Annotated in this window: 18 protein-coding genes; 9 read left to right on the forward strand and 9 right to left on the reverse strand. The window is 42.1% G+C overall.

Annotation, left to right across the window (positions count from 1 at the left end):
• Position 1 precedes the first annotated feature (1 nt).
• From ACFEL9_RS03130 to mraZ, 4 genes are all read right to left on the reverse strand, one after another.
• On the reverse strand, positions 2–2,080 hold the full coding sequence (locus ACFEL9_RS03130; RefSeq protein WP_385886047.1) for a PASTA domain-containing penicillin-binding protein: 2,079 nt from the start codon (positions 2,078–2,080) through the stop codon (positions 2–4).
• Between the two features lie 74 nt (positions 2,081–2,154).
• Positions 2,155–2,496 (reverse strand): FtsL-like putative cell division protein, encoded by a 342-nt coding sequence (locus ACFEL9_RS03135; protein ID WP_385886049.1) that lies wholly within the window; start codon positions 2,494–2,496, stop codon positions 2,155–2,157.
• Positions 2,497–2,561: 65 nt separating this feature from the next.
• Positions 2,562–3,533, reverse strand: coding sequence for a 16S rRNA (cytosine(1402)-N(4))-methyltransferase RsmH (gene rsmH / locus ACFEL9_RS03140; RefSeq protein WP_385886050.1), 972 nt, complete (start codon positions 3,531–3,533; stop codon positions 2,562–2,564).
• Positions 3,534–3,550: 17 nt separating this feature from the next.
• Positions 3,551–4,015, reverse strand: coding sequence for a division/cell wall cluster transcriptional repressor MraZ (gene mraZ / locus ACFEL9_RS03145; protein WP_276500411.1), 465 nt, complete (start codon positions 4,013–4,015; stop codon positions 3,551–3,553).
• Between the two features lie 275 nt (positions 4,016–4,290).
• On the opposite strand from mraZ, the gene ACFEL9_RS03150 reads away from it, so the two are divergent.
• A complete protein-coding gene (locus ACFEL9_RS03150) occupies positions 4,291–4,701 on the forward strand; it encodes a hypothetical protein (RefSeq protein WP_385886052.1) in 411 nt (136 codons plus the stop codon).
• Positions 4,702–4,730: 29 nt separating this feature from the next.
• Positions 4,731–5,981: an S-adenosylmethionine:tRNA ribosyltransferase-isomerase gene (locus ACFEL9_RS03155; protein WP_385886054.1), complete on the forward strand. Its 1,251-nt coding sequence runs from the start codon at positions 4,731–4,733 to the stop codon at positions 5,979–5,981.
• A gap of 13 nt (positions 5,982–5,994) precedes the next feature.
• On the opposite strand, the gene ACFEL9_RS03160 is transcribed toward ACFEL9_RS03155, so the two are convergent.
• Positions 5,995–7,347 carry a sensor histidine kinase gene (locus tag ACFEL9_RS03160; RefSeq protein WP_385886056.1) on the reverse strand — a complete coding sequence of 451 codons (1,353 nt, stop codon included), beginning with the start codon at positions 7,345–7,347 and terminating at the stop codon, positions 5,995–5,997.
• A 206-nt stretch (positions 7,348–7,553) separates the two neighbouring features.
• Between ACFEL9_RS03160 and ACFEL9_RS03165 the strand changes: the two genes are divergently transcribed.
• A complete protein-coding gene (locus ACFEL9_RS03165; RefSeq protein ID WP_276500407.1) occupies positions 7,554–8,105 on the forward strand; it encodes a YqgE/AlgH family protein in 552 nt (183 codons plus the stop codon).
• A 64-nt stretch (positions 8,106–8,169) separates the two neighbouring features.
• The gene (locus tag ACFEL9_RS03170) at positions 8,170–8,898 is read left to right on the forward strand and encodes a DUF4197 domain-containing protein (protein ID WP_385886058.1); all 729 of its coding nucleotides are present in this window, start codon (positions 8,170–8,172) and stop codon (positions 8,896–8,898) included.
• A gap of 31 nt (positions 8,899–8,929) precedes the next feature.
• Here ACFEL9_RS03170 and ACFEL9_RS03175 read toward each other — a convergent pair whose 3' ends face one another.
• From ACFEL9_RS03175 to atpD, 4 genes are all read right to left on the reverse strand, one after another.
• Positions 8,930–9,313, reverse strand: a complete 384-nt coding sequence (locus tag ACFEL9_RS03175; RefSeq protein WP_385886060.1) for a transmembrane 220 family protein — start codon at positions 9,311–9,313, stop codon at positions 8,930–8,932.
• Positions 9,314–9,353: 40 nt separating this feature from the next.
• Complete coding sequence (locus tag ACFEL9_RS03180) at positions 9,354–10,241, reverse strand: class I SAM-dependent methyltransferase (RefSeq protein WP_385886062.1); 888 nt, start codon at positions 10,239–10,241, stop codon at positions 9,354–9,356.
• Positions 10,242–10,558: 317 nt separating this feature from the next.
• On the reverse strand, positions 10,559–10,822 hold the full coding sequence (atpC, locus tag ACFEL9_RS03185) for an ATP synthase F1 subunit epsilon (protein WP_385886064.1): 264 nt from the start codon (positions 10,820–10,822) through the stop codon (positions 10,559–10,561).
• Positions 10,823–11,096: 274 nt separating this feature from the next.
• Positions 11,097–12,596, reverse strand: coding sequence for a F0F1 ATP synthase subunit beta (gene atpD, locus ACFEL9_RS03190; RefSeq protein WP_385886066.1), 1,500 nt, complete (start codon positions 12,594–12,596; stop codon positions 11,097–11,099).
• 284 nt (positions 12,597–12,880) lie between these two features.
• Here atpD and ACFEL9_RS03195 point away from each other — a divergent pair, with 284 nt between their 5' ends.
• From ACFEL9_RS03195 to ACFEL9_RS03215, 5 genes are all read left to right on the forward strand, one after another.
• Positions 12,881–14,797, forward strand: coding sequence for a S9 family peptidase (locus ACFEL9_RS03195; RefSeq protein WP_385886067.1), 1,917 nt, complete (start codon positions 12,881–12,883; stop codon positions 14,795–14,797).
• 99 nt (positions 14,798–14,896) lie between these two features.
• Entirely contained in the window at positions 14,897–16,522 is a 1,626-nt protein-coding gene (locus tag ACFEL9_RS03200) for a L,D-transpeptidase family protein (RefSeq protein ID WP_385886069.1), read from the forward strand.
• 177 nt (positions 16,523–16,699) lie between these two features.
• A complete protein-coding gene (locus ACFEL9_RS03205; RefSeq protein ID WP_385886071.1) occupies positions 16,700–17,896 on the forward strand; it encodes a hypothetical protein in 1,197 nt (398 codons plus the stop codon).
• Positions 17,897–18,018: 122 nt separating this feature from the next.
• Positions 18,019–19,920, forward strand: a complete 1,902-nt coding sequence (locus tag ACFEL9_RS03210) for a DNA polymerase III subunit gamma/tau (protein WP_385886073.1) — start codon at positions 18,019–18,021, stop codon at positions 19,918–19,920.
• Positions 19,921–20,126: 206 nt separating this feature from the next.
• Positions 20,127–21,779: a pyruvate dehydrogenase complex dihydrolipoamide acetyltransferase gene (locus ACFEL9_RS03215; RefSeq protein WP_385886075.1), complete on the forward strand. Its 1,653-nt coding sequence runs from the start codon at positions 20,127–20,129 to the stop codon at positions 21,777–21,779.
• Positions 21,780–21,975 lie beyond the last annotated feature (196 nt).

The raw sequence follows: 21,975 nt of genomic DNA on the forward strand, positions 1-21,975 counted from the left end.
ATCAGCTCAATTCCAAAACCACAGTCATTCCCTTTGACAGGGCACTCCCAGCTTCAACAGATTGATTCGCTACTTTACCCTTTCCTTTCACCGAAACTTTTACTCCCATATTTTCCAACAGGTACAACGCATCTTTCAATCCCATTCCTTTCACATTGGGCATTACCTGCTTCCTGATCACACTTGTTTTTACCACCGGCTGGTAATCCACTGCAAACACGTTACTCCAATCGCCCTGCGTTGCCGAATCCCTGTACCCGATATTTAATGTTTGGAACACATTTTTTATGTCTGCATTATTCCCGGCATAGAAATAACCTGTACTATCTTTTTTCGCTGCATACATATGCGGTGCTTTTTTCTCCACATACATCGCATACAATTTTGTAGCTACTTCTTTAAACACCGGGCCTGCCAATGTCCCACCATAGTGCAAGGCTGCGTATGGCTTGGATCTGATTACTACTATACAGGTAAACTGGGGATCATTTGCCGGAAAATAGCCTACAAACGATGCCTGGTATACACCCGCACTGTATTTAATATTTCCATCTGCAACGTGTGCGGTTCCGGTTTTTCCTGCTACGGCAAAAGGCATGTCTTTAAAAGCAACTCTGCCGGTACCTTCGGTTACCACCGCTTCCATACTTTCTTTCGCCGCCTGTATTACTTCTGGCTTCGCAATACTTTCTTCCAACACAGTCGGCCCAAATTGTTTTATCACGATGCCATCCTGCTGAATGCTATTGACCAAATAAGGTTTCATCATTTTACCATTATTGGCGATAGCATTGTATAAGGTAAGGGTATGCATTGGGCTGACCTGGGCAGCATAACCAAAACTCATCGTGATCATATTCATTACGCCACCCTTATTTTTATCCAATGGCGCCAGTTGTGGCCTGGGGATATTTGAAAGATCGATGGGTGAACGAACATCCATGTGATACTTGTGTAAATAATCCCTATACTCCTTAGGGTTTTGAGCAAATGCTTTGTACGCCAATTTGCTCATTCCCACATTAGAACTATGTGCAAAACATTCCTTTACCGTCAATACGGGTTTGGGCGAACGTTCAGCATCATTTACATTTCGCGGGCCAACTACCATTTGTCCAGCACTGCCAACTTCTACCAGGTCATTCAATTTTGAAGTACCTTTTTCCAGCACTGCTAATAATGTCACCAGCTTAATCGTGGATCCGGGTTCTGTCACCCGTAGGGCATAGTTATCATCCTCCCAATAAGTTCCATCCGGCCTGCGGCCAAGATTGGCAATCGCTTTGATCTTACCGGTTTTTGTTTCCATCACTATACAGGTGCCATACAACGATTCGCTTGTGTCCATTTGTTTCAACAAAGCATTTTCTGCTATGTCCTGTATGTTCACATCCAGTGTAGTGAAAATATCTTTCCCGTTTTCAGGTTCTATTTGAAAACCTTCCACCGGGATAGCTCCGCCCGAAGCATATCTTACCAGCCGCTGGCCTTTTTGACCAGTCAGCAACGTATCATAACTTTTTTCAAGACCTACATTTTGCTTTTTCACTTTGCCATTGCTCGCAATATGTTCACGGGAAAGACCGATGGTCCTGTTAGCCAATAATCCAAATGGCGATAACCGTTTGCTGTTTTCCTCTACAATTACACCACTTTTATTTCTTCCTAATTTTACCAATGGAAACTGGCGGAAATTCTTATACTCTTCAAACGACAATTTCTTCTTCAGCAAATAATAGCGGCTTTTTTTCCTATACCCCTCCTGCAATTCTTTTTTATACTGTGCCGTGGTTTTATCACCAAAATATTTTGCCATGGCTATGGCAAATGAGTCTACGTTTTCTCTAAACACCTTTCCATTCTTATCACGTAAACCATCGGCCTGGAAATCAAGATAGATGTCAAATTCAGGCAAAGAGGTACTCAACATCTGGCCATCTTCACTATAGATGGTTCCCCTGTCGGCGTCTAGCTCAACAATGCGCTGGTGCATACTATCACTCATGTTCCGCCAGTGCTCACCCTGGAAACGCTGTATATAAAATGCTTTGCCAAGAATAAAGACACATAAGAGCACCATGCCGATAAAGCATAAATAAACCCGCCATAATATGTCACGCCTAACTTCCAACTCGCTATGATTGTTATTTATTTCTAATTGTCACTCTTACCCTCTGATTTTAGCACAATTGGTGACTCCATTAATTCCTTTAGGCCCAACGGCTCAACTGCTTTTACCAGTTCACTTTGCTTGCTCCGAAACATCACTTCACCCTTCACCGTTTTATATTCATGCTGCAACTCTCGTACCTCTCTTGTTGTCCTGCTGATATTCCGAACGGTTTTATCAGCTAAATGCCCATTATAGATATACAGCACCGCAAGAAAAGTCAGAAACGAAAAAAATGGGATCTGCCTTACTACCGACTGGTAATTAAGAAGCTTCTTCCAATTTGTTTTTGTTTCTTTTCCCTTATTTATTTCCTGCTCCTGCATTGTGTATAATAAACTTTAAACTTCAGTATCATTTATTTATCATTCATCATTCGCTACCCACCTCATTACACCATCATTATTTTTTCTGCCACCCTCAATCTTGCACTTCTTGATCTTGGGTTCTCTTTCATTTCCTTTTCAGTTGGCTGTATCGATTTTTTGGTGATAATTTTTAATTCATTCACCGGCTCGTCATTGATAAAAGGATTTGTTTCCGGTTCATCAAATGAACCACGACGAAAAAAAACTTTAACCAGCCTGTCTTCTAAAGAATGAAAAGTGATGATAGCCACCCGGCCACCGGGCTTCAGCAGTTTTGGGATTTGCTGCAGCATTTCTTTCAATGCTCCTATTTCATCATTCACTTCAATGCGCAACGCCTGGAAAACCTGGGCAAAATATTTATTGGGATTTCCTTTTACCACCTCACGGAGAGCATTTTTGAAAGCATTGATGGTTTTCAATGAAACGTGATTGCGAACATTGACAATCGTTCTCGCTAATGTTTTGGCATTCGTTACTTCGCCATACTGCTCAAACAGCTTGTGGAGTTGCTGCTCAGTGTAGGTATTCACAACATCAAAGGCAGTCAGGGTTTGGCGCTGGTCCATTCGCATATCCAGTGCTGCATCAAAGCGGGTCGAGAACCCTCTTGCTGCTTCATCAAACTGGTGACTGCTGACACCCAGGTCCGCCATGATGCCATCAACAGCGTTTATTTGGTGAAGCTTCAGGAACCGTTGCAGATGACGAAAATTATGCGGCACGAAAATGACACGATCATCGTCAGGCAGATTTCGTTTCGCATCCTCGTCCTGGTCGAAGGCAATCAGTTTTCCCTTGGTACTCAATTGCTCAAGAATAGCTCTCGAGTGACCGCCACCACCAAACGTACAATCGACATAGATGCCTTCCGGTTGAATAGCTAACCCTGCTATTGTCTCCTGTAGAAGAACAGGTATGTGATAGGCTTCAGTTGACGGCTTGGCTGGTTGATTAGTTAATAGCGGTTCTTCTTTTTTCAACTTTTTCTTCATGTCAACTATTTAACAATTTAACCTGCCAATCCGTTCCCTCCCCCTAATACTTTATGTACCATTTTGCTTAATGCTTCCGGTGAGATTGAATCAAAGAGCTGTTTGTACTTATTACTATCCCAGATTTCTAATTTATCGTCCGCCCAATGCATCACGAGGTCCTTTTGCAAACCGGCATGCTCCTTCAAATGTGGTGGTACCAGCAATCTTCCTGCACTATCCGGTTCTACGTAAGCGGCGCCATTTAAAAAAAATCGGCGGACCGGTCTTTCCTCCTCATTAAAATCATTCAAAGTCCTGATCTTCGCCGAAAAAGCTTCCCAATTTTTTAATGTGAATAACGTGACACAATTGTCCAAACCCCTGTTCATAACAAAGCGGGTACCCTCTTCTTCGGAGAGCTGCTTTTTGAAGGCAGCCGGCAGAAGAAAGCGACCTTTTGAGTCTAAAGTCGCCTGGTATTCGCCGAGAATATCTATCATTATCAGGTTCTTGGGTCAATTTTGTACTAATTAACACAAAATAACACTTTTTCCCACTTACCATCCAAATTTTGGTATTTTTATTTTGTCCACAGAGTCCTAATGCCTGAAAGGCCTTACTGTAGTGCATTTGCTCGGATTCTATCCGCTACTGATCAAAAAAGGCGTGGATTATTTGTGAATTGCGGTGGAAAAACGGTGAATGAAGCCATCACAATTGTGAATACGGATCGGCTACTGCGCATAATTTAAACCGGCATTCGTATTTTGGCACTATGGCAACTGCAGGCTATTCAGGCACACCCCTGACCAAAAAACTGGGTATCAAACCGGGCATGAAGATCCGGTTGATCAATACACCTTCGAACTATTTTGAATTGTTGGAAGCAGATATTAGTGATCAGCTATGCTCCAAAAATGAATTGCCGGACCTTATTCATTTATTTGCAGAAAGCTACAAAGTCTTTGAATCAGCAATAAAAAAACTACAGCCCTTGCTTTCAAAAAATCCTGCAATCGTTATCTGGGTCTCGTGGTATAAAAAATCGGCAAAAATTCCCACTGATATTACCGAAGACGCTATCAGAAATTATGCGTTGAAAAATGATCTCATAGATGTAAAAGTTTGTGCAGTGAGTGAGATCTGGAGCGGATTAAAACTCGTCGTGCCACTTGCGAAACGTTAGTATTTTTGCAACTCATCAAACTGCGACAGTTGGTCGCAATTGTTATGCACCCAAAGGATATTGCTATTGCTGATTTTACCTATTCACTTCCCGGGGATCGGATAGCCAGCTACCCCCTTCAAAAAAGAGATTCATCCAAATTACTTGTTTATAGAAACGGGGATATACAGGATGATATCTATGAAAATATTGCTTCGCATATTCCGACAGGTTCGTTGCTGATTTTTAATAACACCAAGGTTGTGGAAGCAAGGTTGTTGTTCCAAAAACCGACTGGCGGTGTAATAGAAATATTTTGTCTCGAGCCGCATGAGCAGTATGCGGATATTACGACTGCCATGCTACAACGCGGAAAAGTATATTGGCTATGCCTGGTTGGCGGCGCATCAAAATGGAAACATGGGCAGATACTTCAAAAAATAATTTATGCTTTCAATAAGGAGATAATTCTGGAGGCCATTTACCAGGAAAAGAGAATAGACTCTTTTGTAATCGAACTTTCCTGGAATGATCCTGAAATGAGTTTTGCGGAATTATTGCATCATGCAGGCGCTATTCCTCTGCCGCCATATATAAAACGAAAGGCAGAATCAAGTGACGCCGAAAGGTACCAAACTATTTATGCCCGTTACGATGGATCAGTGGCAGCGCCAACAGCGGGTCTTCATTTTACGGATTCTATCTTTAGAAGTCTGGATCGAAAAAATATTCAAAAAGAGTTTGTAACGCTTCATGTTGGCGCCGGAACATTTAAACCTGTGAAAAGTGAAACTATGCAACAGCATGAAATGCATGCGGAGTTTATCGATGTATCCGGTGAAGCAATTGAAAACATCATTCGACATCTTGACAAGACCATTATACCCGTAGGTACCACATCAATGCGAACAATTGAAAGTCTCTATTGGCTCGGAGTAAAGCTGTTAACAGCCAACGATCAATCATCTATTCCGGAACTAAATCAATGGGAGGCTTATGATATGCCTTCCCGGGATGTACAAGCGAAAGATGCATTAGCGTCTTTGCTAGGCTGGATGAAAAAAAATAAATTGAAAAAACTGGTCACCAGGACACGCATCATAATAGCACCGGGATACAAACTTCGGATTGCAAAAGGCTTGATCACCAATTTTCATCAACCACAATCTACCTTATTACTATTGATTGCTGCAATTATTGGTGAGGACTGGCGAAAAGTGTACGATCATGCCCTTCAAAATGGATTTAGATTTTTAAGCTACGGCGATGGTTGTCTTCTATACCCGCAGGTGCAGGAATAGGTGGAGAGGCATTTTAACCGTTTTTCTTCAATGGAAGATCTAGAATAAAGGTGCTGCCGCGACCCAACATACTGTCAATTTTAATTTCACCGCCCTGCGCCTGCACAATTGTTTTTACATAACTCAATCCTAACCCAAATCCTTTAACATTATGCAGGTTGCCGGTATGAGCCCTGTAAAAGCGTTCAAAAACCCGCTTCACTGTTTCTTTACTCATTCCAATGCCATTGTCTTCTACTTTCACTGTCAAATTTTTTCCATTGGATTGAGTAGTGACCCTGACAAGCAAGGGAACGTTATCTTTTGAATACTTGACAGCATTATCAATAAGGTTGTTAATCATATTGGAGAAATGAACCTCATCTGCCATCACAAGGTCATTGATTGCATTTAATACCAACTCAGCCCTTCCACCTTTTTCCTGTAATTGCAAAGCAAAATTATCTACCACGTCTTTAATCACTTCATGTACATGTAAGGGCTGCATATTCAATTCAATCTCCTGTTTTTCCAATTGAGATGCTTTAAGAATCGTTTCAACCTGGCGGTTCATGCGTTGGTTCTCTTCTTTGATGATAGCACTGAAATAACCCATCTTCTCCCTGTCCTGTAAAACTTTTTCGTTCTTCAGGGCATCAACAGCCAGTGAAATAGTAGCAATGGGGGTTTTAAATTCATGCGTCATATTATTGATGAAATCATTTTTGATCTCACCTAACTTCTTTTGACGAAGCATAGTACGAACTGTGAGATAGAAAGCTGTAATAATGATAATGGTAAAAAGAATAGAAGTAGCAATGCGTAAACGTAATTCTTTTAGTGCCGCAACCTTCCAGTCAAGAGCTACAATTATAAGACTTTCATCGGCAGCAAGGTTTTCTGCCGCCGAACCGCTCGGTGCAAACAAGGCGTAGCCTTTCGAGTAGTTGTTTATTGTGTCCTCATACTCTTCCGGAAAATTCTTTGACCGCTGTTCAATTGCGCCTATCGCTCCTGTCCTGGGACTTACAGTCGCCAGCATGAATTCAAATTTTAAATTATCGAGCTCCAGTGATTTAAAAGCTTTCTTTATTTTATCCTGTAATTCGGTAGCCGTAAACCGTTTGCCCACAGTAACAGGTCTTAGAAACTCCATCGTAAACTCATCCTGGAAAATTGTATTAGGTGAACTTATCTTGCTACTTAAATAATTTCCTTTGTATTGAGACAGCTCATTTCCCACCATTATTACCGCCTGCTCCACCTTTCCTTTAATTTGTTCTTCTTTCAGCAAGATCATATTCTTTAACCATGAAATCTGAATGATGATGATGCCGATTAAAGAAATTGTTATGAGTAAAGTAATTACGGTAAAAATGCGTTTCACAAAGAGAAAAATTATTTGTACTGAAAGATAAAGGGTTTTACCAACCCATCCTGCAAAAATACTACGTGTTGTTCTTTCATCTTTAATTTGACAGGTAAGACATGGATTTTTAACGCCTCTTTAAGGCCATTATTCTAACCAATTTTTTGGTGAAAGTATTTGAAACAAGATTTTTTTAAAAAAGATTTAATGTCCTAACTTGAAGTATGATTGAACCCGGACCAGGCATACTTTTAATAGCAGATCCTTTCCTGAAAGACCCTAACTTTCTGCGCACGGTAGTTTTTCTTTGCGAGCATAATGAAGATGGAAGTTTTGGTTTTGTGTTAAATCGAAAATATGAAAATACGCTGGATGAATTAATCCCTGATCTGGAGGGGTTTAAACTCCCGGTTTTTTATGGAGGTCCCGTACAAATGGATACTATTCATTTCCTGCATCAGTATCCTGAAGAAATTCCCGGCGGTGAAGAAGTGATGAAAGGCGTATTTTGGGGTGGCGATTTTAGTAAAACGGTTGAACTTATACAGAATGGCAAACTGGATGAAAACAAGATCCGCTTTTTTATCGGGTATTCCGGCTGGAGCAAAGACCAACTGGCCGAGGAAATAAAGGAGAAATCATGGCTCACTGTAAAGTCAAACCGAAAACTGATCTTCCAAACCAAACCGGAAGAAATATGGAAAGAGTCGCTTAAGCACCTTGGCGGCGATTATGAAATGATGATCCATTTTCCAACAGATCCCCAGCTTAATTAAATCGGAAAACTTCCTTTCTTTGCAACGCACTATGCCCAATTCTCATCCCTGAAAAAACAACACTATGAAACGTTTTTATCTTAGCTTAATTCTATGCAGTTCTATTTTTCTTTCTTCCTGTGATACATTGAAGCAAGTAGCATCACAACTAGGCATTACTGAATTTGAAATGGCAGCAGGTTTAAAAGATGCTTTGTCGCAGGGCCTTTTCAGGGGATTTGATGCTTTTGCAAATCCGGGCGGCAACCCGTTGGTTCGATTTGCGTTCCCCGGCGATGCGGCGAAAATTGAAAAAACTTTAAAGGATGTGGGAATGGATAAGGTGGTGGACCAGGTGACAGCAAAATTTACCCGGGCCATGTCTTCTGCTGTTGTTGCCGCTAAGCCCATTTTTTTAAATTCCGTCAAGCAAATGTCGATCAGGGATGCGGCAAGCATTTTAGTGACGGATGACATGCATGCTGCCACTGACTATTTCAAATCCACCATGTCGCCTGAATTGATGGTAGCCTTTCGGCCCATTGTAGACAGCACCATAAAAACGGAAGGAGCAAACAAAGAATGGAACAACCTTGTCACTATTTACAACAAGATCCCTTTTATCAATAAACCACTGGAAACTAATCTTACCGATTTTATTGCTGCCCGGGCTATCGATGCAATGTTTGTATCAGTCGCCAATGAAGAAGAAAATATCCGGACCAAATACGAATTTCGAAAAACAGATATGATGAAAAAGGCGTTTGCCTACGCAGACGAACAACTAAAGAAAAGAAAACAACAACAAAACTAGCTATGTAAAAGAGTAACAAAAAGAAGCCGGCTTAATTAAGCCGGTTTCTTTTTGCTTTAGCGTAGATTAAGTTTATAGACAATACAGCAATCAGTATAACCAATCCAAAAAACTCCCGGGTTTCTTCGATCCAGGGCTTGGTGGCTTTCATAGTAGCAGCTATATTTTCAGCATCATGTTTTTGAATCCAATCCAGGACGCCATCCCCGGTAAAAAAATAATACAATGCATAAGCGGCAAATGCGACGATTCCCAGAATATAAGCTTTAGGGTAAAACTTATTTCTAAATGCCAGCCAGCACAGGACTGCCCCATATAAATAAATGGGTATCCAAACATATGGATCGGGATCATTGTATTGCAGGCCGGCTGATACAAGGAAAAGAATACAAAATATGATATTGAAAATTTTCACCTGTTAAATCTTATGATTAAAAAATAATTGACCTTACTCTTTACTTCGTGGCAATATAACAATGTCTGGTGCTTGGGAAAAAACCGGGCACCATGGCCCCTGGCTGGCCGGTGGAAAATTCCTGGTAATAAGGCCAGTATTTGAAAGAAGAGAAATATCGGCTTACAAATCCATCCGTTTCTTTTTTAGTATAGCTATAGCAAAATCCGAACTCCGTTTTCATGATTCCGATTTGCTTTAACGGATTATGCCACCAGTTGTGAAAATCAAAAATGGCCTGGCCACCTTCCTTTAATGATTGTTGCATGCCATTCAGCAGCAAGCCTTCATGATAAGGCGAATAGATCAGCGTATCACCACAAATGATCAGGTCGAGAGTAGAATTAAACGGCGGCTTGGTATAATCAGCTCTTATAAAAATAAGATTGTCGATATGTTGAGCCTCCGCTCTTTTTTTTGCAAATAACAACGATTCAATACTGAGATCGCAATGAAAAACCCATTTGAACATTTTTCTCAGTTCGAATGTGTAATAGCCCGAACTTCCGGTGAAATCGCAAAGAACTTCTCTTCCGGGAATATTCTTTTCAATTATATTTTTTATAAACCCTACATGTTCATTTTTTTTCTTTAGCCATTTAGCCGGCACTTTGTCCGGGTTGGCCCAGGATGTCTCCGGGTCAACCTCCTCACGTTTAGCAGAAAAAAGCTGGTTGTAAACTTTCTCATGATAGCCGCTGCGTACATCAAAGGCATATTTGGAAGGTGTCTTTGGCAGTATTTCTAAAATGGCATTATCATAAAAAGGAAATTGACGTTGGCAATTATCACACCTAAAATGTGAGCCTTCGTACCTGATGCTTGTCTGGCAGTCAGGGCAGCAAACATGCTTTTTTATCAGTTCAATTTTATCGTTTGTATTTTCCATGAAGGATATTTTTATCCATAGTTTATTTTCTCTAAATGAGGTCGCCTGAAAACCTGGTCGTTCTGATCTGAAAACATACTCATTTTATTTTTTTTCTCAAAGCTTTTTGCTTGTTTGTTGGTCATCTAATATGAGCAGAAAAAAGGGAGAAAACAAAAGACTGGAATTGCCGGTTGCTCGTGTGTAATAAAAAACCCTCCCGAAATAAATCAGGAGGGCCAAGTAAGAACAGTTTTCACAATCCGGACAGGCTGGTTTTTCGCCAGTCTATTCTACCTCTCATGAATAAAGCCATTCAGTGGAGGAGGCGTCAGGTCTCAGGTAGTTTCCACCGGCACTGCCCCTTCAGCCAACACAGTCACTTTGTTGTTAAGCACTTCTACAAATCCACCTTGTATGTCGAAGTAAGCAAAATGATTTTGCCTGTCTTTTAATATTTTCATCCGGCCGGTTTTTAACGCACTCACCAGCGGAGCATGCTTGTCCAGCACTTCAAAACTCCCGCTGATACCCGGCATTTGCACGCCGTATACCTCGCCGCTGTATATTTTTTTTTCTGGTGTAAGTATTTCTAAGTTCATAAAACCCCGGCCTCCCTAAATCCCTTCGCCGCGGCGGAGGGACTTTGCCACTCACAGCCCTAAGAGCAGTAAGTGAACTATTTTTAATTGTTGAGTAAAGAACAGAACGTTGAAGAGTGCGATGCTTCGGCTTCGCTCAGCATAGGCTGCACGAAGATGGCATTAAAAACAAATGCTCGTTACATAGCAACCAACGAACTCGTATAAAGAACTACCAGTACAAATAATGACTAATCAACCTAAGTTCTCCGCCAACTGGCGGAGACAGAGGGTTCTATCCCTGCGCCTGCGCCGTTAGTTTCTTACCCTTTTCAATAGCATCATCAATAGTACCTACCAGGTTGAATGCTGCTTCCGGCAAATCATCAACTTCACCGTCCATGATCATGTTAAAACCACGGATCGTTTCTTCAATCGGAACCAACACCCCTTTCAATCCGGTAAAGGCTTCAGCCACATGGAAGGGCTGAGAAAGGAAACGTTGCACTTTCCGTGCACGGGCAACGATCATTTTATCTTCATCGCTCAACTCGTCCAAACCAAGGATGGCAATGATATCCTGTAATTCTTTATAACGCTGTAAGATCAGTTTCACACGGTTGGCACAATCATAATGCAGATCACCTACGATTTTCGGTGTAAGGATACGAGAGGTTGAATCAAGAGGATCTACAGCCGGATAAATACCAAGGTCGGCAATTTTACGACTCAAAACGGTGGTTGCATCCAGGTGTGCAAAAGTTGTGGCCGGAGCGGGGTCAGTCAGGTCATCCGCAGGTACATATACTGCCTGAACGGAAGTGATTGAACCATTTTTAGTAGACGTGATACGCTCCTGCATCAATCCCATCTCTGTTGCCAGGGTAGGCTGGTAACCTACGGCCGAAGGCATACGACCCAACAGGGCTGATACTTCGGAACCTGCCTGGGTGAAACGGAAGATATTGTCAACGAAGAAAAGGATATCACGACCCTTGCCCTCGCCATCACCATCACGATAATACTCAGCGATTGTTAAACCAGACAGCGCCACCCTTGCACGGGCGCCGGGAGGTTCATTCATCTGGCCGAATACGAAAGTCGCTTTGGATTCAGCCAATTCTTTCATATCTACTTTGCTCAGGTCCCATCCGCCTTCTTCCATGCTATGTTTAAAGGCATCACCATATTTCATGATGCCGGCTTCGATCATCTCACGCATCAGGTCATTTCCTTCACGGGTTCTCTCTCCTACTCCCGCAAATACGGATAAACCAGAATACGCTTTCGCAATATTATTAATCAGTTCCTGGATCAATACAGTTTTACCCACACCGGCGCCACCAAACAAACCGATCTTACCACCTTTTGCATAAGGCTCGATAAGGTCAATTACCTTGATACCGGTAAAAAGCACTTCAGAAGCTGTGCTCAGATTTTCGAACATGGGTGGTTTGGCGTGAATAGGACGTCCACCCTGCTTTGATACGGCTGGCAATCCATCGATAGGATCACCTGTTACATTAAATAAACGACCTTTTATAGCCTCACCGGTTGGCATGGCTATCCCTTTTCCTGTGTCAACTACTTCAGTACCACGAACTAAACCTTCTGTTCCATCCATGGCAATGGCACGAATACTATCCTCACCAAGATGCTGCTGTACTTCCAAAACCAGCGTTTCACCGTTTTCTCTTTTCAGTTCCAGGGCGTTATAGATATCGGGAAGGGTGCCATCGAATTGTACATCGATGACCGCACCAATGACTTGCTTTACTTTACCAACGTTAGCCATATATAAGGAGGGGTTTATTTCGGCCGCAAAGGTAAGGGAGCGGGGTGAATGTGCAAATACGAAAATCGGCAATTTTGAAAATGGATAAAAACTCACCCTCAACAGCCTGGCCAATGGTTTAAAGCCTAATCGTCAGAAATTTATAAGTCGTGCCTACGGGTATATATATTTAGTCATTCAACCTAATAAATGACCACTCCTCCATTAAAAAACCTTTTAGTCACCTCGTTTCAATTGCTTTGACCAATAACCTTTACCTTTCATATCAACCAAATAAGCCATTTATGAAACGATTTCTTCCGGCCTTACCGGTCATTTTCCTTTTTTCCTGTGCCAATAGCGATACCAAAGAGGAGACGCCAAAAGAAGTAAAGCAATACACCATTGAGCAATTTTACAAAAGTACCCAGGTAGGTGGCGGCGCCATTTCCTCAGATGATACCAAACTGCTGGTGAGCAGCAATGAAAGTGGTATCTACAACGCCTATGAAATAGATATTGCCAGCGACCAGAAAAAAGCACTGACCAATTCGACCAAGGAATCTGTTTTTGCCAACGACTATGTACCCGGCTCGGCAAATTTTATTTACAATGCTGATAAAGGAGGAAATGAAAACGATCACCTGTTTTTGCAAAAAACGGATGGAACGGTGAAAGACCTTACTCCCGGCGAAAAAGAGAAAGCCGGTTTTTGGGGATGGAGCAGGGACAACAAATTTCTTTATTATACCTCCAATAAAAGGGATCCACGTTTTTTTGATCTCTATAAAATGGATACCAGCACCTGGACACCCGTTATCGTATATAAAAACGAAAGTGGTTTCGATGTCGGCGCTATCTCTGATAATGAACAATATCTTGCCCTGGTGCAACCGGTAACAACGTCTTCCTCCAATCTTTTCCTGCTTGATCAGCAAACCAGGCAAATGAAAAAAATTAACGCTGACAGCATTGAGAGCAATAACGGTCCTTTGCAGTTTTCCATGGACAATAAAACACTTTTTTATACCACCGATGAGGGCAGCGAATACCAGCACGTAATGAAATATAATATACCCTCGGGCAATAAAGAAAAATTTTATGCCACCAATTGGGATGTCATGTATATGTACACCTCGCTGAATGAAAAATACAGGGTAGTAGGCGTGAACGAAGACGGCAGAAATAAACTTTACATCTTTGATCACAAAACCGGGGCGGCTATCGACTTTCCCAAAATTGAAAATGGCGACGTGCAGGCAGTAAACATTTCCCGCAGCGAAAACAAAATGCGCCTCACAATTGGTGATGGCAAATCTCCCACCAATATTTATGTATATGATTTTGGTACCAAAGAATTGAAAAAACTAACCAAAACACTTAATCCTGAAATCAATGGTGATGAATTGGTATCGGCGGAAGTAGTACGGTATAAATCCTTTGACGGTCTTGAGATTCCCGCCATTTATTACAAGCCCCATCAGGCTGGTAAAAAAAATAAAGTGCCTGCTTTGGTTTGGGTGCATGGCGGTCCTGGCGGTCAATCGAGAGTAGGTTATTTTTCACTGATTCAATACCTGGTTAATCATGGTTATGCAATCCTGGCCGTCAATAATCGTGGAAGCAGCGGCTATGGAAAAACATTTCATAAAATGGATAACCGCAATCATGGTGATAAAGATCTCAACGATTGTGTATGGGGTAAAAAATGGCTGGCCAACCAGGATTATATCGACTCGACCAAAATTGGGATTATCGGCGGATCATATGGAGGATATATGACATTGGCCGCTCTTGCTTTTAAGCCAGATGAATTCAATGTAGGCGTAGACATTTTCGGTGTAGCCAATTGGCTGCGTACGTTAAAAGAAATCCCTCCATATTGGGAGTCATTTAAGAAAGCACTATATGAGGAAATCGGCGACCCCAACACTACAGATACCATTCGGCTCAAACAATATTCGCCTTTATTGCATGCATCTAATATCAAAAAACCATTGATGGTATTACAGGGCGCCAATGATCCCAGGGTATTGCAGGTAGAGAGTGATGAAGTGGTAGCTGCTGTAAAGAAAAATAACGTCCCGGTAGAATATACGATCTTCCCCGATGAGGGGCATGGGTTTGTAAAGAAAGAAAATGAAATAAAAGGTTATGGCCAAATTCTGCAGTTTTTAGATAAACATTTGAAAGGCCAGCCTGGCAACCCTAAAAAGGATTAACAACTATTTTTTGTCTTGCAGAAAGGTGCTTTTCCAGGCACCTTTTTTTTATAGATGGCGCATAATTTCCACAGGCATAATCTTTGCAAAATAATAAGTATGAAAAAAATATTGATAGCCGTACCCTTTATTTTTATTGCCTGCAATAACGCAGCTGACACTACTGGAGAAAGCAGTAAAAAAAATAAAAAGCTATCATCCCGCAACTACGGTATTAACCGTTCTAATTCATACAGCGATCTTTTTTTTGACAGTGCTGCTGTAGAAAAAATCATTGGTGAGAAAAAAATTCCCGATTCCATCGCATGGCGTATCCGTAGTTTTTATAATACCCGTAACTACCAGTTTGCCTGGTTTTCCAGCGACGGTCTTACCGAACAGGCCCGTGGCTTTTGGAATTTACATAACAACTACACCAGTTCAACCAACGACACAACGCTCACTAACAAATCGCTAAAAAAAAGAATGGATAAGCTTATCTCAGAAGAAAACTTGTCGCCTTCGTCAACCAACAAAACTTATATCAATACAGAAGTTGAACTTACTTCTCAATTCATCCGCCATACTCTGCAAACCTATGACCGTGATTATGTAAAAAGGAAGGAGATGGAACGTTTTGTCCCCTTTCAAAAAAGAGATGCTCTTGAATATGCCGACTCCCTGGTTTCAAAAAAACATAAGGATGACAAATATTATGAAGACGTAAATCCAACGTATGGATTATTAAAAGAGCAATTAGCTAAATACACCGATATTCAGAAAAAAGGTGGGTGGCCGATCATCCAGGCAAAAAAGAAATTGTATAAAAAAGGAACTACGGCTCCGGAAATAGCTTCTGTTAAAAAGCGGTTACAACTCACCGGGGACATTGCTACCGCAGATACGACACAGGTTTTTGACAATACATTAGAAAATGGAGTCAGGCAGTTTCAGCAAAGACATGGCCTGAAGACAGACGGCGTTATCAACGAAACAACGTTGAAGGCAATGAATGTGCCGGTAATGCACCGGATACAACAGCTATTAATTAATATGGACAGAATGCGCTGGTTGCCTTCCCAGCCGAACGGCAACCTGATCGTCGTCAACATTCCAGAGTTCATGTTACATGTGATGGAAGGAAAACAAAAGGTTTTTGACATGAATGTAGTGGTAGGAAAGGATGGTCATGACACCCGAATTTTTACCGGTAATCTCAACCAGGTTGTCTTTAGTCCTTATTGGAATGTGCCACCAAGTATCGTGGAAAAAGAAATTATCCCGGCGATGGAAAAAAATCCCCATTACCTGGAAAAGGAAAATATGGAGATTACCGGGGAAGAAGACGGATTGCCTGTTGTTCGCCAATTGCCGGGAGAAAAAAATGCGTTGGGAAAAGTGAAATTTCTTTTTCCAAACAGCTTCAACATCTATTTTCATGATACGCCATCCAAAAGTTTATTCGCCAGCGATAAGAGAGCCTTTAGTCATGGATGTATACGGCTCAGCGATCCGAAAAAAATGGCTGAGTACCTGTTGCGCGACGATCCGAAATGGACGAAATCAAAAATTGAAGAAGCAATGAACAGTGGTGAAGAAAAGTTTGTGAAACTAAAAAAATCCGTGCCGGTGATCATTGCCTATTACACTGCCTGGGTTGATGAAAACGGATTGCTCAACTTCCGGGAAGATATCTATGGGCACGATGCAAGTCTGTATCAAAAGATGTTTACCAAAGTCTATTAAAATATCTCTACAACATTTGGTGAGTGGTAAGTTGTGCGTATACAAGACACCTTACGTCTTATTTCCCTCTGTTTTACTTTTCACTTTTCACTTTTCACGTTTTTCACCTCTCACTACTCACTTCTCCCTTTTCACAATTCTCACTTTCAGTTACTTTTGCCGTTCAAAGAATTATTTATGCAGTTGTTCGAGGTAAAAGATGAGCAGGCAGCAAAGGAATTTTTGGAGGTAAACAAGATCATAAACGGTAGCGATCCAAACTATATTCAACCGCTTGACAAGGACATCAATGATGTTTTTGACGAAAAAAAGAACAAAGCGTTTCGACATGGCGAAGCCATTCGCTGGATATTAAAAAGCGACGATGGAAAACCCGTTGGACGTATAGCCGCTTTTGTCAATAAAAAATACAAGAACAAAGGTGATGATGGCCCGGTCGGAGGAATAGGCTTTTTTGACTGCATCAACGATCAGCAGGCAGCAGACATGCTTTTTGACGTTGCCAGGCATTGGTTGCTGCAAAGAGGTATGCAGGCTATGGATGGCCCTATTAATTTTGGTGAACGTGACCGCTGGTGGGGTCTATTGGTAAAAGGATTTGAACCACCGGTTTATTGCTTGAATTATAATCCTCCCTATTATCAGCCGCTTTTTGAAAACTATGGTTTTAAAAATTATTTTAACCAGGTGTGCTTCGCATTAAAAGTGGGCAACCGCCTGCAGGAAAAATTTTATACCCGTCATGCTGAATGCGCAAAAAACCCCGATTTTAGTTCACAACATATAAAAAAGAACCAACTGGATAAATATGCGAAGGATTTTACCATCGTATATAATAAGGCGTGGGCAGGACACGGCGGCCTGAAACAACTGGAGGAAAAGGTGGTTCGCAAAATGTTCAATTCAATGAAACCGGTCATGGACGAACGCCTTAGCTGGTTTATCTATCACAAAGACGAGCCAATAGGGTTGTGGATCAACCTGCCGGATCTTAATCAATGGTTCAAATATCTGCACGGCAAATTCGGGCTATTGGATAAGCTGAAATTTTTGTGGGTGAAAAAAACAAAAAAATGCAACAAGTTCGTTGGGCTCGTATTTGGTATTGTTCCCGAATGGCAGGGCAAAGGACTCGATAGCTATATGATCGTTGAAGGCGCCCGGGTGATACAAAAACTAACCATTGAAAACGGTGTTTATTCAATCGGCAAGCCTATATACGAGAATTACGAGATGCAATGGATCGGTGAGTTCAATCCCAAAATGATCAATGTGGCCGAAAACCTGGGTACTTATCGCAGCCGGATATTAACAACCTACCGTTATTTATTCGATCAGTCAAAGGAATTTAAGCCGCATCCGATATTATTTTAATTTCCCGGGACAGGCATGGAATTTATTAACAGCAAAATCATCGTATGCCCGGAAATAATTCCCTTTCTTATCTTGCAGGTTCTGCTAAAGGGATTATAACTCCCCTTTAGGGTTTGGGGCTTATGGACAAATTCATCGTTTCAGCCAGGAAATACAGGCCGCAGCTTTTCGATACAGTTGTCGGGCAGTCGCATATCACTACGACATTAAAAAATGCGATTAAGCATAACCAACTGGCCCATGCCTTTTTATTTTGTGGTCCGCGGGGTGTAGGCAAAACCACCTGTGCCCGTATATTGGCGAAAACGATCAATTGCGAAAATAAAACCAAAGACGGGGAAGCCTGCAATCAATGCAACTCCTGCATTTCGTTTAACGAAGGCACTTCACTGAATATTCATGAGCTGGATGCCGCCAGTAACAACTCGGTGGATGATATCCGCACCCTGGTGGAGCAGGTACGGTTTGCACCACAGGCCGGCAATTATAAAGTGTATATCATCGACGAGGTGCACATGCTCAGCTCTTCAGCGTTTAATGCTTTTCTAAAAACATTGGAAGAGCCTCCTCCCTACGCCATTTTCATTTTGGCAACCACGGAAAAACATAAAATTTTACCAACGATCCTAAGCCGTTGCCAGATATTCGACTTCAAACGCATCACCACCAATGATACGGTTGAACACTTGCAGGAAATATGTGATAAGGAAGAAGTAAAAGCCGAAAAAGCGGCGCTGCAACTGATAGCTCAAAAAAGCGAAGGTTGTATGCGGGATGCCCTCAGCATCATGGATAAGATCGTCAGCTTTACCGGTGGAGAGCTTAACTATGCAAACACTCTTGAACATCTAAACATCCTTGATGCAGATTACTATTTCAAATTGCTCGATTGCATGCTGCAGCAGGATTTGGCCGGTGCCATGCTTTTATACGATGATATCAATCGCAAAGGATTTGAAGGTGATCTTGTGATTAATGGATTTGCCGAGTTTATCCGTAACCTCCTCGTTTGCAAAGATGGCAAAGCCGCTATCTTACTTGAGGTAGTAGAAAGCTTTAAAGACAAGTATACCGATACGGCCCGTAATGTCTCCACGGCAGTTCTCATCAGCTCATTAAATATTTTGAACGAAGCCGAGATCAATTATAAAGCAGCCCGCAATAAGCGATTGCATGTGGAGTTGGTTTTAATAAAACTCTGTTACCTGCAACAAGCAATTGAACTGAGTGCAGACGGAGCTTCGGTAAGTAAAAAAAAACTGGTTGAGTCAGCAAGACCCATTGCTTTCCGGCAAATAACACCGTTTGAAGTAAAAGGTCCGAAGCAGGAAACCGGGAGTCATCCTTCGGCAAGCTCAGGATCAGAAGTGAACCCTTCGACGTCGCCCGGGACGAATGAAAAGTCAGAACCCAAACTGATAATTGAAAGTACGGGAATCGAAAAAATGAAACTGGCGGAAGAAAAACCAGTTTACCCACAACCATCCACTAGTCCTGAACGACAGTCGAAGGACCAACAACAGGTACCGGGTAACCTGCCTACCGGACAGGCAGGGAGGCAACCGGCAACAAAGTTATCGGCCCTGGAAAGCATCCGGAAGCAATATAAAGGAAACGGAAAGAATGCGGATAGCCTGTTGAATCTTCCTTTACAGAAAGATGCTTTGCAAAAAGCCTGGGCCGGTTATGTAGAAAAACTAAAAGCTGCTAAAAATCCGGCTGCCCAGCCTTTTGAACTGGCTCAATTACAGATCAACGATGAAAACTCGTTTGAAGTCATTACGGCCAATAATATTGAACAAAAATTTATCGAGCAGGAACGGAATGAACTATTCTTCTTTTTGCAGCAGGAATTGAAGAACCGGTTGCTACAATTTATTGTAGTGGTCAACGAAAACCAGGAAGAAAGAGCTATCCCGGATGCACCACTTTCATCCAAGGAGCAGTTTATGAAGCTGGCCGAGCAGTATCCCCTCCTGATCGAACTCAAGGACCGGTTACGACTTGACCTCGATTGGGGTTAATATTATTACTTTCTTTCTGACGGCGTTCTTTAACCTACAAGTGGAATTGATGTATTTTATCAATATTCATCTGTAAAGCATCACCAAAATCAACAAGGCCCTGGGTATGAAATATTTCTACTCCAATTAACGAGTGTTATTGCCCGAATTCTCATTGGCCTATCATTCATCATTTTACCTTAATTTCGGCGAAAATTTAAAGCTACATGGCTGAAGTGATATTGATGCCCCGCCTAAGCGACACGATGACAGAAGGTGTGATCGCTGCATGGCATAAAAAAGTGGGTGATACAGTAAAAAAAGGTGACTTGCTGGCTGAGGTGGAAACTGACAAAGCTACAATGGAACTGGAAAGTTATAAGGATGGTACTCTTTTACATGTGGGTGCTGACAAAGGAAGCAAATTACAGGTAAATGACTTGCTGGCCATCATTGGGACAGCAGGAGAAGATATTTCAGGACTCTTGTCAGGAGGCAGCCAGAAGACTGAAGTCAGAAGTCAAAAGTCAGAAGTCAAAAGTGAAAACTCAAATAAAGCAATTCAAACCTCTGACATCAAACCTCAGACCTCTTCTCTTGATATTTCCAAAATGGAGGAAGTCGTGCTGATGCCCCGCCTGAGCGATACTATGACAGAGGGTGTAATTGCCGGCTGGTTGAAAAATGTTGGTGATACAGTGAAAAAAGGCGAAGTGCTGGCAGAGATAGAAACTGACAAAGCTACCATGGAGCTGGAAAGCTATAAAAATGGAAAGCTCTTATACCAGGGTGCTAAAAAAGGAGAAAAGATCGCTGTCAATGATTTGCTTTGTATCATTGGTGAAGAAGGAAAAGTAGATGTTGATGCTATCGTAGCTGCTGCCAAAGGTGGAACTGCAGCCCCTGCATCCAAACAAGAATCAGCCGATCAACCCCAACAACATGCTGCCGCAGCTGTCCAACCGGTTGAAGAAAATGGCCATGAAGTCAGCAGCTCTGTTGAAAATGGCCGGGTAAAAGCATCCCCGCTTGCAAAAAAACTGGCCGCTGAAAAAGGAATTGATATCAGCAAAGTGAGTGGCTCCGGCGATGGAGGCCGCATTATCAAAGCCGACATTGATAATTATCAGCCAGCAGCTAAAGCGGCGGCGGCCGAAGCTCCAAAACCAACAGCTGCGCCTGCCGCGCCAGCAGGACAAGTGAGCTTTACCGAAGTAGCGGTATCGCAAATGCGGAAAGTGATTGCTAAGCGTTTGGCTGAAAGTAAATTCTCCGCTCCCCATTTCTATTTGACCATGTCGATCGATATGGATGCAGCGGTTGCCAGCCGGGCAAAATTGAATGAAGTAAGCAAAGTAAAAATATCGTTCAACGATCTCGTATTAAAAGCTTGCGCCGTTGCATTGAAACAACACCCTGCTGTCAACAGTAGCTGGTTAGGTGATAAGATAAGAACCAATTATCATGTCAACATCGGCGTTGCAGTGGCGGTGGAAGATGGCTTGCTGGTACCGGTCGTTCGCTTTGCAGATACTAAATCGCTTTCACAAATCGCTACGGAAGTAAAAGATTTTGCGCAGAAAGCAAAAGATAAAAAACTACAGCCTGCCGATTGGGAAGGAAATACATTTACGATTTCTAACCTGGGGATGTTTGGCATTGAAGAATTTACTGCTATCATCAATCCGCCGGATGCCTGTATACTGGCAGTGGGCGGAATCAGCCAGGTGCCCGTGGTGAAAAATGGCGCAATTGTTCCGGGTAATGTGATGAAGGTAACGCTGAGTTGTGACCACCGTGTCGTAGATGGCGCTACCGGCTCTGCCTTCCTGCAAACATTAAAAGGACTGCTGGAAGAACCATTGAGGATGCTTGTCTGAACCGGGATTGCTGAGGTTTTTGAGATTTGAATAGATAATCCGTAAGCAACTCAGGGAGACCAACAATCTTTTTTGAATAATTTAAAAATTCCGTCTTGTTTATAGCGAGACGGTTTTTTTATAGCTTAAAGAGAAAAAGCAGGGAAGCTCTTTTGAATAATAAGCCCGCCAGTTAGACACTCTCATTGATATAGAA

The organism is Terrimonas alba (assembly GCF_042434975.1).
Lineage (GTDB): Bacteria > Bacteroidota > Bacteroidia > Chitinophagales > Chitinophagaceae > Terrimonas_B > Terrimonas_B alba.